This is a genomic window from Paraburkholderia sp. (genome assembly GCF_004298475.1).
GTDB classification, from domain to species: domain Bacteria; phylum Pseudomonadota; class Gammaproteobacteria; order Burkholderiales; family Burkholderiaceae; genus Paraburkholderia; species Paraburkholderia denitrificans.
In genome coordinates this window covers 342320-353529 of sequence record NZ_SCRP01000034.1, presented here as the reverse complement: position 1 = coordinate 353529, position 11210 = coordinate 342320, and the positions used below count along the sequence as shown (strand labels likewise).

At 64.5% G+C, this 11210-nt stretch carries 13 protein-coding genes, 1 tRNA gene and 1 pseudogene; 3 read left to right on the top strand and 12 right to left on the bottom strand.

Annotated features, from left to right (window positions below; genetic code table 11):
* Positions 1-262: 262 nt before the first annotated feature.
* The 7 genes and pseudogenes from EPN59_RS18445 to EPN59_RS18415 all read right to left on the bottom strand — a co-directional run bounded on the left by EPN59_RS18445 (position 263) and on the right by EPN59_RS18415 (position 2284).
* Positions 263-472 carry a hypothetical protein gene (locus EPN59_RS18445; RefSeq protein ID WP_293046569.1) on the bottom strand — a complete coding sequence of 70 codons (210 nt, stop codon included), beginning with the start codon at positions 470-472 and terminating at the stop codon, positions 263-265.
* Between the two features lie 208 nt (positions 473-680).
* A tRNA-Gly gene (locus tag EPN59_RS18440) sits at positions 681-755 on the bottom strand.
* Positions 756-822: 67 nt separating this feature from the next.
* Positions 823-951 (bottom strand): annotated as a pseudogene (locus EPN59_RS18435) (VapC toxin family PIN domain ribonuclease); the annotation flags it as partial.
* Positions 948-1145: a type II toxin-antitoxin system VapB family antitoxin gene (locus EPN59_RS18430; protein ID WP_293040795.1), complete on the bottom strand. Its 198-nt coding sequence runs from the start codon at positions 1143-1145 to the stop codon at positions 948-950. The pseudogene EPN59_RS18435 and the gene EPN59_RS18430, both read right to left, overlap by 4 nt.
* A gap of 168 nt (positions 1146-1313) precedes the next feature.
* Entirely contained in the window at positions 1314-1877 is a 564-nt protein-coding gene (locus tag EPN59_RS18425) for a YggT family protein (protein WP_293040793.1), read from the bottom strand.
* Between the two features lie 48 nt (positions 1878-1925).
* Positions 1926-2096: a hypothetical protein gene (locus EPN59_RS18420; protein ID WP_293040791.1), complete on the bottom strand. Its 171-nt coding sequence runs from the start codon at positions 2094-2096 to the stop codon at positions 1926-1928.
* Positions 2093-2284, bottom strand: a complete 192-nt coding sequence (locus tag EPN59_RS18415) for a hypothetical protein (RefSeq protein ID WP_293040789.1) — start codon at positions 2282-2284, stop codon at positions 2093-2095. Before EPN59_RS18415 ends, EPN59_RS18420 begins: the two co-directional genes overlap by 4 nt.
* Before the next feature lie 502 nt (positions 2285-2786).
* Here EPN59_RS18415 and EPN59_RS18410 point away from each other — a divergent pair.
* Together EPN59_RS18410 and EPN59_RS18405 are read left to right on the top strand one after the other, a co-directional pair.
* Positions 2787-2948 (top strand): hypothetical protein, encoded by a 162-nt coding sequence (locus EPN59_RS18410; protein ID WP_293040787.1) that lies wholly within the window; start codon positions 2787-2789, stop codon positions 2946-2948.
* A gap of 405 nt (positions 2949-3353) precedes the next feature.
* The gene (locus EPN59_RS18405) at positions 3354-3668 is read left to right on the top strand and encodes a hypothetical protein (protein ID WP_293046566.1); all 315 of its coding nucleotides are present in this window, start codon (positions 3354-3356) and stop codon (positions 3666-3668) included.
* A gap of 259 nt (positions 3669-3927) precedes the next feature.
* On the opposite strand, the gene EPN59_RS18400 is transcribed toward EPN59_RS18405, so the two are convergent.
* Both EPN59_RS18400 and ubiD read right to left on the bottom strand, forming a co-directional pair.
* Positions 3928-5397 carry an NAD-dependent succinate-semialdehyde dehydrogenase gene (locus EPN59_RS18400; protein WP_293046575.1) on the bottom strand — a complete coding sequence of 490 codons (1470 nt, stop codon included), beginning with the start codon at positions 5395-5397 and terminating at the stop codon, positions 3928-3930.
* A gap of 114 nt (positions 5398-5511) precedes the next feature.
* Positions 5512-7080 (bottom strand): 4-hydroxy-3-polyprenylbenzoate decarboxylase, encoded by a 1569-nt coding sequence (gene ubiD / locus EPN59_RS18395; protein ID WP_293046564.1) that lies wholly within the window; start codon positions 7078-7080, stop codon positions 5512-5514.
* Between the two features lie 632 nt (positions 7081-7712).
* Here ubiD and EPN59_RS18390 point away from each other — a divergent pair.
* Entirely contained in the window at positions 7713-8849 is a 1137-nt protein-coding gene (locus tag EPN59_RS18390) for a lytic transglycosylase domain-containing protein (RefSeq protein WP_293034259.1), read from the top strand.
* A gap of 102 nt (positions 8850-8951) precedes the next feature.
* Here EPN59_RS18390 and EPN59_RS18385 read toward each other — a convergent pair whose 3' ends face one another.
* From EPN59_RS18385 to ribH, 3 genes are all read right to left on the bottom strand, one after another.
* On the bottom strand, positions 8952-10145 hold the full coding sequence (locus EPN59_RS18385; RefSeq protein WP_293034260.1) for a pyridoxal phosphate-dependent aminotransferase: 1194 nt from the start codon (positions 10143-10145) through the stop codon (positions 8952-8954).
* Positions 10146-10239: 94 nt separating this feature from the next.
* Complete coding sequence (nusB, locus tag EPN59_RS18380; protein ID WP_293034261.1) at positions 10240-10674, bottom strand: transcription antitermination factor NusB; 435 nt, start codon at positions 10672-10674, stop codon at positions 10240-10242.
* Positions 10671-11183 carry a 6,7-dimethyl-8-ribityllumazine synthase gene (ribH, locus tag EPN59_RS18375; RefSeq protein ID WP_293034262.1) on the bottom strand — a complete coding sequence of 171 codons (513 nt, stop codon included), beginning with the start codon at positions 11181-11183 and terminating at the stop codon, positions 10671-10673. Before ribH ends, nusB begins: the two co-directional genes overlap by 4 nt.
* Positions 11184-11210 lie beyond the last annotated feature (27 nt).

Here is an 11210-nt window from a genome sequence, read left to right as displayed (position 1 = left end):
AGGTGGGGGCAGCGGGTACGGCATCGAACGGCGAGCCTTGCGTTCGCTGCTGCCTGACACGGGATCGGGCTCAGGCGGCGGTTGTGGCCTGCGGCGGACCGGAACCCGCGAGTCTCGCACGTGCACCGCGCGCGAGGTGCGACCGGCCCTGAATTCGTCGCGCATTATAGCAGCGCAGGCGCGTACGTCCGGCGCTGCTGCGGGTGCTTGTTTGGCGCTTGTTCGCCGCTTATTTGGCACTCGGCGAGCGCCTTTCGGGCGTTCAGTCGGCGGAGATCCAGACGTGAATATGCGCCGGGTGATGCAGCTCGAATTCGTTGATCCGGCCGGCACGAACGTCGAGCAACAGGCGCTCGAGTTGGGCAGCCGTTTCGTTAAGGGGCTGGGCGTCGGCCGGAATTCGCTCAGCGGCGTGCGAGAGCAGATCGTTGCGGGCGCCCACGATCAGCGCGATGGCGCGCTTGCGAGGCATGAAAAATCGTTCCATCGATGACAGCCCCGCGGCATGCGCCAGGCGAGTCGCTCAAGAGAGGGAAATGGGGCAGGCCAGTGGGCGGTAGACGCCGGAGCAGGAACGTGCGACGGGGGAATTCAGGTCAACCTGGCGTGCCCGCGCTGCGCTCCCGCAGTGCTCCCGTTGAGGTTCCGCTGTGGTCCGTAGGGAGGCTGGCAAGCCGATGTGGAGCGGGCGATGGGAATCGAACCCACGTCTCCAGCTTGGGAAGCTGGGGTAATAGCCATTATACGACGCCCGCAGAGCGCGCCATTTTACAGGGTTTGACGTGATTACGGTAGACGGGATTTCCGGACGCTGACGTGAAAACTATCGAGCGAAATCTCATCTATGACATACGGATGAGCCAGCACCCGCTCACCCATAAGCAGGTCAATCAGGACGGGATCCGAATGGCCGAGATGATCGATCCAGATTGATGTATCGACAAGGATCATTCGACGTCCTGCCGACGACGCGGCGCCGCCTTGATCCCCGGTTGACTGCCGCCAAGGTTCGCGAGTCGTTTTGCGGCCTCGCGCTGGATCAGCGCCTTTAGCGCTTCGCGTACAAGAGCCGTTTTCGCTTCGACGCCCGTGTACGCCTGAGCCTTCATGACCAGGTCGTCGTGAAGGGAAATAGTGGTGCGCATGGGAGCCTCCGTGCAATGGAGATGCACGGATTATGGCGTCAAATGATGCTCAATTGCGGTGCGTTAGGGCGTTGTCGTAGCCTCGGCAGTACGGGCATTTGCTGGTTGCGCCGTTCGGTCCCTGAACGCGCTGCGGCGCGCGCAGCGCGCACCGCAAGGCAAGCGCGATCAGATCCCGAAGAGCGTAAGCGAGACGACGGCGCGCGTGATCACCATCAGCAGCACCTGCACGATCACGAACAGCAGGATCGGCGAAAGATCGAGTCCGCCCATTTGCGGCAGGATGCGCCGCAGCGGGTTCAGGAACGGTGCGGTCAGCTCGAACAGCACCGGCATGGCGGGCGAGCGCGGATTGAGCCACGACAGCAGCGCCATGAGGATCGTCAGCCAGAAAAGCAGGTTGAGCGCCCACTTCACGACCGTCAGCACTGCGACGATCACGAGCATCGGCAACTGGCTGACCAGATCGATGCCCCCGAGCCAGAACATCAGCAGCACGTAGACGATGGCCGCGACCAGCGCGGCCACGATGCTCGCCCAGTCGATGCCGCGCAGACCCGGGATAACGCGCCGCAACGGCAGCACGATCCAGTTAGTGACCTGTTGTACGGCGTGAGTCACGGGGTTGTAGGCGGGTACGCGAACGAACTGCAGCCATGCGCGCAGGAGCAGGGCGGCGCCGAACAATGTGAAGATCGTGTTGAGCAGAAAACGGGCGATATCGCCGAACATCGGTGTCCTTTCTTTCGTGTGGTTGGGGCCGCGCAAGCGGAACTGGAATCAGACCGATACCTTGATCTCGCTGATCAGGATCGTGCCATTTCCGCTGTCGGTGTAGTTGGGAATGTCGTCGAGAAGCGTCTGCGCGAGCGGCATGTGCCGCGTGGTGTAGTACTCGCTGTCGAAGCGCCCGTTCTGGCGGTGCGGATAAAGGATGCTGACCTTGATCATTGTGCGTTCTCGTCGGTGAATCCCGTAGCGTAGCGGGCGCTGCGTGGTCCGGCGGCGCGCGCGCCGTTTGCCACATTACCACGGCTTTTGCCGGTGCAGTGCGCTTCGGCGCGCGGCGTCGCGCCGAAGCCCTTTTGTCGAGCATCAGGCTCGACGTTTTTTGAGGTAACCGGGTAAAGTTGTTCCACTCTGTCGCGTTGGCGCGCCGCTGTGGAAGCGGCAGGACGAAGCGGGCACAAAGCGGATACAAAGCGGATACAAAGCGGGCGCAAAGCACCGGCAAGGCGCCCCAGCACACGCTCTGTTCGCTGTCGTACCGATGCGCGGCACCGGGTGCAGCTAAAACGATTATTCGGGAGAGGCACCATGGGCTGCCGCGCACGTCGGATGGCAGCCCGGCGATCAGGGAGAAATATCGGTGCGCGGTGCATCGGCGGCACAAGGCGCGGCGCGCGCCCAGGCTGCTGGCAGGATGCAGTCGCGACACGGAATGCGATGGCATGAACGCACGCGCGGCGTGGACAACGCGCGTGCGGCATGCGGATGGGTACACGGGGTGCTTCGGTGCGGCTATCTCGCAACACTGCAGCCGACGCCCCGGATTTTGCGCACAATACTTTCCAGGGTTTCGGTTTTTGCTGTTGAAGTCGTGCGTTGTTTCCTGTCGGTAGTCCGATTCGGGAGTCCACCATGAGCATCTTTGCTTACCGGAAGCATCTTCGGTTTCTTACACCTGGCCAGCGCCGCCGTTGGTGGGATCAGAAAAAGCGCCTGAAGCCCAGGGTGCAGATCAGTGGCGCCTATGTTCCCCCGAATGTCATACGCGAGTTCACCTATGTGAAGGTCGGATGACGCCGGACGAGCGGCCCGCAGCCGCCGTCTGCGGCAACGAGCGATGCCCGGTTCCCGACCGGGCATCGTCGTTTGTGCGCCACGTTACAGGTCGCGTTTGCCCGTGGTTTGAACCGATTTTGTAATCAATCTTTACCGCACCGGTTGCCACGCCGCGCCGTTTTGACCGCCACAACGATCGCGCCGCACCACGGATGGCAATCCAGGCCTCGGCAGCGCCTTTCCAGGGGCTTTCACGGATGACGTTGCGTCGCTTCGCTGAGGAGGCGCGCCGCGAGGCATGAGGATGGGATTGCAATTTGCAACAAATGGCCAATGCTGGCACGCTGCGTTTTCGATACATTTGAATCGCAAGTTGTGCCGTCATGTGAATTGGCGCCGTTGTCGGCTGTCAGGAGAAGGGAAGTGAAAAAGACCGTTTCGTTTATCGTTGCCGCTGTGCTGGGTCTGGGGCTCGTCAGCGCAGCCGAGGCGCATGTTTCGGTGGGCATCGGTATCGGCATTCCGGTCGCGCCTGCGTATCCGGTGTACGCGGCGCCGGTCTATGTGCCGCCGCCCGTCGTTTATGCCCCGCCGCCGGTCGTCTACGCGCCGCCGCCCGCAGTGGTGGTTGGCGGTTACTGGGGCGGGGGGCCGTACTGGCATCGTCCGTACGGCTACGGTGGGTACGGTGGTTATGGCGGCTACTATCGCGGTCGCGGTCATTACCGGCATTGGTGACATGGGCGGCGGCTGCCGCCCTGCAACATGTGCTGTGCGCTACGGCGTAACGCAGGCTCGGGCCGCGTTGCGCCGTTTGCTTTTTTCTTCCGCGTAAACGTTGGACGTTGGCCGCGTGAGTTCAGGTCGCGATAGCCGTGGACGATCACGCTCTACGAGAAGTACGCGAACCGCAGCGCCGAAAAGACATGGCACGCGCGCGCCCGCCGCGTCTGCGGGAGCGCGCGTTACGGCAGCGCAAGTAGTAAGCGTTCGGTCCTCAAACGCCAATACACAGGTATTTCAGTTCGACATACTCGTCGATGCCGTATTTCGAGCCTTCGCGGCCGAACCCCGATTGCTTGACGCCGCCGAACGGCGCCACCTCGTTCGAAATGAGGCCCGTGTTGATGCCGACCATGCCGTATTCGAGCGCCTCGGCTACGCGCCACACGCGGCCGATGTCGCGACTGTAGAAATACGCGGCGAGACCGAATTCCGTGTCGTTGGCGAGCGCGATTGCTTCCGCTTCGTCGCTGAAGCGGAACACCGCGGCGACCGGGCCGAACGTCTCTTCCCGCGCGATCAGCATGTCGCGCGTGACGTTCGCGAGCACAGTCGGTTCGACGAAGCGGCCCTCGCGCACGCCGCCGCCGGTGATGAGCGTTGCGCCTTTCGCGCTCGCATCGTCGATATGCAGCGCGACCTTTTCGACTGCGGCGTCGTCGATCAGCGGGCCTTGCGTCACGCCCGCCTCGAAGCCGTTGCCGACGCGGATCCTGCGCGTCGCCGCGGCGAGCTTTTCGACGAACGCGTCGTAGATCGAATCGTGCGCATAGAAACGGTTCGTGCAGACGCAGGTCTGGCCCGCGTTGCGATACTTCGAAATCACCGCGCCTTCGACGGCTGCGTCGATATCGGCGTCGTCGAAAACGATGAACGGCGCGTGGCCGCCGAGTTCGAGCGCGAGTTTCTTGACCGTCGGCGCGCATTGCTGCATGAGGATGCGGCCTACCGGCGTCGATCCGGTAAACGACAGGTGTCGTACGACGTCGCTCTCGCACAATGCCTTGCCGATTTCAATTGAATTCGCCGCGTCGGCCGTCACGACGTTGAACACGCCGCGCGGCACGCCCGCGCGCTGCGCGAGTTCCGCGAGCGCGAGTGCGCAGAGCGGCGTTTGCTCGGCGGGCTTCACGACGATCGTGCAGCCCGCCGCGATTGCCGGTGCGACTTTACGCGTGATCATCGCGATCGGGAAATTCCACGGCGTGATGGATGCGCATACACCGATCGGCTGCTTCAGGACCACTAATTTTCTGTCGGTGGCGGGACTCGCAAGGACGTCGCCGTTCACGCGCTTTGCTTCTTCAGCGAACCATTCGAGGAACGACGCGCCGTAGATGACTTCGCCGCGCGCTTCCGCAAGCGGCTTGCCTTGCTCGGCGGTCATGATCGTGGCGAGGTCGTCGGCGTGTTCGATCACGAGATCGAACCAGTGGCGCAGGATCGCCGCGCGCGCCTTGCCGGTTTTCGCGCTCCACGCTGGCAGGGCGGCGTGCGCGGCGGCAATCGCGCGCCTTGCCTCGTCGGCGCCCAGGTCAGGGACGCGCGCGATCTCCGTGTTGTCGGCGGGATCGAGCACGGCAAAGTCCGTCGTGCTGCCGCTCCATTCGCCGTCGATGTAGGCGCGCGTCTTGAAGAGGGCGGGGTCCTTCAGCTGCGTGAGGCGCTCCGTTGCGAACAGCATCATCTTCGTGTCTCCTGAGTGCGTCGGCGGCGCGGCGGCTGTCGCGTCGTCTGTCGATACGAGCCGTGCCTGGCGCGCGGCGCGTATCGACGCGGCTCAAAGACCCGCTTCGCCTCAGAGCCCCAGTTCGTCGTAAAGCCGGTCGACGCGCGCTTTCACGCTGGCGTCCATCGTGATGGCGCGGCCCCATTCGCGCGTGGTTTCGCCGGGCCACTTGTTGGTCGCGTCGAGACCCATTTTCGAGCCGAGCCCGGCTACCGGCGATGCAAAGTCAAGATAGTCGATCGGCGTGTTCTCGACGAGCACGGTATCGCGCGCGGGGTCGATGCGCGTCGTGATTGCCCAGATTACTTCCTTCCAGTCCCGGATATTCACGTCATCGTCGACCACGACGATGAACTTTGTATACATGAATTGGCGCAGGAAGCTCCAGACGCCGAACATCACGCGTTTTGCGTGCCCGGGATAGCTCTTCTTCATCTGCACGATCGCCATGCGGTAGCTGCAGCCCTCGGGCGGCAGATAGAAGTCGGTGATCTCGGGAAACTGTTTCTGCAACAGGGGCACGAACACTTCGTTGAGCGCGACGCCGAGCACGGCGGGCTCGTCGGGCGGCTTGCCGGTGTAGGTGGAGTGATAGATCGCGTCGCGGCGCATGGTGATGCGCTCGACCGTGAAGACGGGGAACCACTCCTGTTCGTTGTAGTAACCCGTATGGTCGCCGTAGGGGCCTTCGAGCGCGTGCTCGTAAGCGGCGCTCGCGCCCTTCGACGGACGCGGCGGCGCACTAGCGGGCGCCGCCCCCGGCTCGCCGGACTGCGGGTAGATGAAGCCTTCCAGCACGATTTCGGCGCGCGCGGGCACCTGCAGCGTATCTACGCCCGGCGTCAGGCACTTCGCGAGTTCGGTGCGCGCGCCGCGCAGCAGGCCGGCGAACTGGTATTCGGAGAGCGTGTCGGGCACGGGCGTGACGGCGCCGAGGATGGTCGCCGGATCGGCGCCGAGCACGACGGCTACCGGATACGGCTTGCCGGGGTTCTTCAGCGCGAACTCGCGGAAGTCGAGCGCGCCGCCGCGGTGCGCGAGCCAGCGCATGATGAGCTGGTTGCGGCCGATGAGCTGCTGGCGGTAAATGCCGAGGTTCTGGCGCGTCTTGTTCGGTCCGCGCGTGACGGTGAGGCCCCAGGTGACGAGCGGACCGGCGTCGCCGGGCCAGCAGGTCTGGATCGGGAGCCGGTTGAGATCGACATCGTCGCCCTCCCAGACGATTTCCTGGCAGGGCGGCGAGCTGACCGTCTTCGGCGCCATGTCCCACACCGCTTTGGCGAGCGTGAAGAGCTTGCCGGTGTCTTTGAGACCGCGCGGCGGCTCGGGCTCCTTCAGCGTCGACAAGAGACGCCCGACGTCGCGCAGCGATTCGAGCGCGGCGCCGTCACCCGCGCCTTCCGGCGTATCGATGCCCATGCCGAGTGCGACGCGGCGCGGCGTGCCGAACAGATTGCCGAGCACCGGGAATGCATGGGTCGAGCGGTTCTCGAACAGCAGTGCCGGACCGCCTTTGCGCAAGACGCGGTCGCACAGTTCCGTCATTTCCAGCACCGGGGAGACGGCTTGGGGCACGCGGCGCAATTCGCCGAGCGTCTCGAGGCGGCCGACGAAGTCGCGCAGGTCTTTGTATTTCATCAGGAGCGAGTGAATGGCCGGGGCCGCATGAGGCGGCGGCTGGGGCTGCGGGTTGGGCCGCGGATCGGGCTGCGGATTGGGCCGCCGTCGCCGGACGTGGCAGGCAGACGCGGCAGCTGGATTGTCGATTTTACATGTGTTGGCTGACACACGCTGCCGGACACAATGCGTAATGGGCCGGAAACGCGCTTGGCGTATCGGCCCCGACGGATTGAACGCTGTTCATTATTACAAATAGTTATGATTTCTGTGTTCTATAGTATTGACGATCTATAAAACGCTGCTAGAATCCGCAAACACTGGTTGCAGGGCTTGCAATTTTTAACCACCGTCCCGGTCCTTCAGACGCGATGCGTCGCCGTCAAGCCGACTCCCTGCACGGCTTCATACGGTCTAGATAAGTAGTCTTCGCCAGCGCGCCTTTGCGCTGGCTGTTCGCGTGAGAACTCCTGAGCGCGCCCCTGGCGTGCCATGCCGTATGTAATACAGGAGGAGTTCCACCCACGGCGTACTTGCCGTTTTCCCGACGTCGCTGCCGCACCAGCCAGGGCGCGCGGCGTCTTGATCCTGCAATGGGTTGTTGGCGATTGGCCGTCCCGTCTGCCGGATCATGCACCATGGGAGATCTGTAGATGAATACCTGGTTAATGTGGTGGCGCGCCGACGGACGTCTGTCGCAAGGCTTCCGCGCACTGCTTGAGCGCGGCACCCGCCTGAGTCGTAACCTGTTCAGCCTCGTTGGCTGCTGTGCCGTTCTGCTTGCACTCGCTCTCTGGCTGCTGCCCACGTGGCGCGGCGCGCTGGCCGCACGCCTGATGCCCTTCGTATCGGCGGCCGTGCAGGCCGGTCCAGCGCGCCTGCTGCAAGGCAACCCGCTGCCGTCCTTCGCGCCCCCGGGCGCGGCGACGGACGACAACGACGGCGCGAACCTGCCGGTGGCGCTCGTACCCGATACCGCTGGCGCTGCCGCAAGCGTTGCCGCCAATGCGCAAGCGGGCGTGACGACGACGCTGAACGCCGTCACCCTCAATGGCCTCGATTCGCATTCGCTGCCGAGCGTGGGTTCGCTTGCACGCCTGATTCCGTCTCAACGCATCACGCCCGATGCCCGCGACGACCGCGTCATAGTCTCTCAACGTGAGCAGTCGCTCGTGTCCGGCTACCTCGCGCGCCGCTATCGCGTGGCGCAGGGGCCGGTAGGCGAACTCGTGAAAGCCGCGTTCGATACGGGCCGTGAAGTGGGTCTCGATCCGCTGCTGTTGCTTGCCGTGATGGCAATCGAGTCGGGCTTCAATCCGTATGCCGAGAGCGGCGTGGGTGCGCAGGGGCTGATGCAGGTGATGTCGAAGGTCCACTCGGACAAGTTCCAATACTTCGGCGGACAAAGCGCAGCGCTCAATCCGCTCGCGAACATCAAGGTCGGCGCGCTCGTGCTGAAGGACTGCATTGCGCGCGGCGGTTCGGTGCCGGGCGGGCTGCGTCTGTACGTCGGTTCGACGTCGCAGGACGATGGCGGCTACGGCGCCAAGGTCATGGCCGAGCGCGGGCGTTTGCGCGATGTCGCTCGCGGCCGGAACGTGCCTGTCAATGCGCCGCAGGCGCCCGTCCAGACCGCGTCGGTGAGCGCAGCGTCGAAGGCGGCTGGCAACAAGCGCGTGCAGGTGATGCTCGACGGTGCGCATTCGATCGCGGCCAAGGCAGTATCGGAGCAGGACGATGCCAGCACGACCACGCAGAAGCACGGTTCATCTGCCGAAGTTGGCGCGTAGTTGGGACCGTAGTTGGCGCGACCCGCGGCAGGTCCGCCGGATATAGAAAAAAAGCACCCTCGGGTGCTTTTTTGTTGCCTGCTGCAATAGCAGCCGCGGCGCCTAGCGATTGAACAGCTTGCGCAGCCGTTCGACCGCTTCTTCGAGCCGCTCGTACGCGGTCGCATACGAGAGCCGCACGTACTGATGCGGCGCGGCGACACCGAAGTCCATGCCCGGCACCATCACCGTGCCCGCGTCGTGGAGCATCGCGCGAGTCAGTGCGTCGCTGTCGCCTGCGGCCGGATGTGCGACGTGCGTGCAGTCCGCGTAGACGTAGAACGCACCGTCGGGCATCACCGGCACCTTGAAACCGAGCGTTTCGAGCGCAGGTGCAATGAAGTCGCGGCGTCGTTTGAATTCGAGGCGGCGTGACTCGTAGATGGCGAGCGTATCCGGCTCGAAGCACGCGAGCGCCGCGTACTGCGCGAGTGCCGATGCGCAGATGAACAGGTTCTGCGCCAGTTTCTCGAACGCGCCGACGAGCGCGGGCGGCACAACCAGCCAGCCGAGCCGCCAGCCCGTCATGTTGAAGTACTTCGAGAAGCTGTTGACCGTCACGACGTCGTCGCCGAACGAGAGCGCCGAAACGGGCGGCGCGTCATAGCTCAGACCCTGGTAGATCTCGTCGACGATCGTGAAGCCCCCGCGTGCACGCACCGTCTGCACGATCCGTTTCAATTCGGCGGGATCGATCGACGTGCCCGTGGGATTCGACGGCGACGCGAGCAGCACGCCGCGCGTGTGTTCGGTCCAGTGGCGTTCGACGTCGGCGGCGGTCAGCTGGAAGCGCGCCTGCGGGCCGCTCGGCACGAGCACGGGCTTGCCTTCCGCAGCCGCCACGAAATGACGGTTGCACGGATAGCACGGGTCGGGCATCAGCACTTCGTCGTCGCGATCGACGAGCGCGGTGCACGCGAGCAGCAGCGCCGCCGAGGCGCCCGCCGTGACCACGACGCGCGCCGGGTCGATCGTAAGCCCGAAGGTGTGCTGGTAATGCGCGGCGATTGCCTCGCGCAGTTCGTGAATGCCGAGCGCGCTCGTGTACTGCGTGACGCCGCGGCGCAGGGCGGCGGCGGCGGCCTCCACCACCGGCTCCGGGGCCGTGAAGTCCGGCTCGCCGATACCCATGTGGATGATGTCGCGTCCGGCGCGTTCGAGTTTCGCCGCTTCCTTGGCCAGTTCCATGACGTAGAACGGCTGGATTTCGTCGACGCGCGCGGCAAGCCGCAAGAGCGGTTCGGCAACGGTGTTCATGCGGGTGATTCCAGTTCTTTCATACCGGCCTGGCGGGTCAAGAAAGGTCAAGGCCAAGGCCCGCGCGTATTCGGCGCGGCCCCGGCCCCCGGCCTCAGGACCTGCGCGCAGCCTGAATTTCAGCGGCGCGCAGTTGCACCGACAACTTGTCGAGCACGCCATTGACGTACTTGTAGCCGTCCGAGCCGCCAAACGTCTTCGTCAGTTCGACCGCCTCGTTGATCACGACACGGTACGGGATGTCGACGTGATGCGTGAGCTCGTAAGTCGCGACCAGCAGCACGGCGCGCTCGACGGGCGAAAGCTGCTCGATCGGACGGTCGAGGCACGGCGCGATGGTGGCCGACAGCGTGTCCGCGTCGCGGATCACGCCGTGCAGGATCGCGTCCAGATGCTCATGATCGGCCTTGTCGTAGCCCTGCGAACCGCGCAGCTGGGCGTCGATTTCGCCGGCGGGCACACCCGACAGCAGCCACTGATACAACCCCTGCGTGGCCAGTTCGCGGGAGCGTCGGCGCGCGCTCTTCATCGTTGTTCCTCTTCGTCTTCCTCGTCCTCTTCGTCGTCGCCGCCGTCGAGCTGTTCGAGCGCAACCGTGAGGTTCGCCATCTCGACTGCGACGCGCGCTGCGTCGCGACCCTTTTCGGTCATGCGCGCGACGGCCTGTTCTTCGGTTTCGGTCGTCAGCACGGCATTGGCGACCGGCACGCCGAAGTCGAGCGAGATGCGCGAGATGCCCGCGCCGCTCTCGTTCGAAACGAGTTCGAAGTGATACGTCTCGCCGCGCACGACCGCGCCGAGCGCGATCAGCGCGTCGAACTGGCCGCTTTCCGCGAGCTTTTGCAGCGCGAGCGGGATTTCCAGCGCGCCGGGCACGGTGACGAGCAGCACGTCTTCGCCCGTCACGCCGAGGCGTTCGAGTTCTTCGATGCACGCATCCGCGAGGCCGTTGCAGACGGGTTCGTTAAAGCGCGACTGGACGATGCCGATGCGCAGTCCGTCGCCGTCGAGGTTCGGTTGGTATTGTCCGATTTCCATGTGGTGTCCGTAGGTTCGGTTGAGCGT

What these genes read in the sequence shown, in the direction of transcription:
- EPN59_RS18445 (WP_293046569.1), bottom strand. Translation starts at nt 472, where the DNA reads ATGCCTCGCAAGCGCGCCATCGCGCTGATCGTGGGCGCCCGCAACGAT.
- EPN59_RS18430 (WP_293040795.1), bottom strand. Translation starts at nt 1,145, where the DNA reads ATGCGCACCACTATTTCCCTTCACGACGACCTGGTCATGAAGGCTCAG.
- EPN59_RS18425 (WP_293040793.1), bottom strand. Translation starts at nt 1,877, where the DNA reads ATGTTCGGCGATATCGCCCGTTTTCTGCTCAACACGATCTTCACATTG.
- EPN59_RS18420 (WP_293040791.1), bottom strand. Translation starts at nt 2,096, where the DNA reads ATGATCAAGGTCAGCATCCTTTATCCGCACCGCCAGAACGGGCGCTTC.
- EPN59_RS18410 (WP_293040787.1), top strand. Translation starts at nt 2,787, where the DNA reads ATGAGCATCTTTGCTTACCGGAAGCATCTTCGGTTTCTTACACCTGGC.
- EPN59_RS18400 (WP_293046575.1), bottom strand. Translation starts at nt 5,397, where the DNA reads ATGCTGTTCGCAACGGAGCGCCTCACGCAGCTGAAGGACCCCGCCCTC.
- ubiD (WP_293046564.1), bottom strand. Translation starts at nt 7,080, where the DNA reads ATGAAATACAAAGACCTGCGCGACTTCGTCGGCCGCCTCGAGACGCTC.
- EPN59_RS18390 (WP_293034259.1), top strand. Translation starts at nt 7,713, where the DNA reads ATGAATACCTGGTTAATGTGGTGGCGCGCCGACGGACGTCTGTCGCAA.
- EPN59_RS18385 (WP_293034260.1), bottom strand. Translation starts at nt 10,145, where the DNA reads ATGAACACCGTTGCCGAACCGCTCTTGCGGCTTGCCGCGCGCGTCGAC.
- nusB (WP_293034261.1), bottom strand. Translation starts at nt 10,674, where the DNA reads ATGAAGAGCGCGCGCCGACGCTCCCGCGAACTGGCCACGCAGGGGTTG.
- ribH (WP_293034262.1), bottom strand. Translation starts at nt 11,183, where the DNA reads ATGGAAATCGGACAATACCAACCGAACCTCGACGGCGACGGACTGCGC.